Source organism: Phormidesmis sp. 146-33 (assembly GCF_052939515.1).
Map to the genome: position 1 here is coordinate 1 of NZ_JBJPHU010000286.1, position 1,279 is coordinate 1,279.

1 protein-coding gene is annotated in these 1,279 nt (G+C 47.3%); it reads right to left on the bottom strand.

From position 1 onward, the window contains the following. The coding region (locus tag ACJ2PR_RS36000) for a RecQ family ATP-dependent DNA helicase (RefSeq protein WP_446880656.1) at nt 1-1,187 on the bottom strand (1,187 nt) is incomplete at its 3' end. Nucleotides 1,188-1,279 lie beyond the last annotated feature (92 nt).

Consider the following 1,279-nt stretch of genomic DNA (forward strand, 5'->3'; position numbering starts at 1 on the left):
GTTCGGAGTTTGGATTTGGAAAGGTCGGTTAGTTCTTGGAGGGTTTTGGGGTCGATCGGTTCACGCTGATTTTGTACGATTTGGGCAACTTGGGCGATTTGTTCGACAGCTAGTTTGCCGCCTCCAGAGAAGAATTTTCTCAGATTCAAATCGTCTGGTGTGTAGAACAGGACAGCATTCGCCGGATCGCCATCTCGCCCAGCGCGTCCGATTTCCTGGTAATAAGAATCGACAGAATCACTGATGTTGTAATGAAACACAAAGCGCACATTTGGCTTATCGACTCCCATTCCAAATGCTGTTGTTGCAACAATCACGTCTATGTTATCGCTCATGAAATCTGATTGAACCTGATGACGTTCTTTTGATTTCATTCCAGCATGATAACTGGCTGCCTGAATGTCTGCTTGTTTGAGTAATTTTGTGATCTGTTCGGTTTCCTTTCGGGTTGCAGCGTAGACAATGCCTGGCTTTTCGGCTTGTTTGACTCGTCTAACAAAGACTTCGCGTTTTTCAGCTTCATCATCAAAGCGATCGACACTCAAAAAGATATTCGGTCGGTCAAATCCGCGCACAATCACTCGTGGATCTCGCATTCCCAAACGCTGCATAATCTCTTCTCGAACGGGCGGAGAAGCCGTCGCCGTCAGCGCCAAAATAGTGGGATGCCCGATCGCCTCAATCACCGTCCCCAATCGCAAATAATCGGGTCGAAAACTGTGCCCCCATTCGCTAATACAGTGAGCTTCATCGATCACAAATAGAGAAGGTTTATTAGTTTGCAACAGATCGATCGTATCCAGGTTATTAAACTGCTCAGGGGCGAGAAACAAAAATTCCAGTTCGCCACTTTGCCAGCGTTGAAAAACCTCTAGCCGCTCTGACACCGAAATGGTGGAATTGAGAACCGCAGCATGGCCAATTTTGTCTCGATCGTCGATCGCTTCCACCTGATCTTTCTGCAACGCTAACAGGGGTGAAATCACGATCGTCGCTCCTGGAGTCTCTTCGGCTGCGAGTTGATAAATGGCTGACTTTCCTGATCCTGTCGGCATTACAGCCAGCGTGTCTTTGCCTTCTAGCAGCGATCGGATGGCGGCTTCTTGTCCGGGACGCAAATCATCATAACCGAGTCGTTCTTGTGCAATCTTCTGAATTAAATCTTTGCGTTTGCGCGTTCTAACCATTGTGATCTAAGTCATCTCTGTGGCGAATTTTAATCTGACGTGAATTCGATAGAGTTTTTTCGCTTCGGTATTTAACGCTTCTGCCCCCCAAC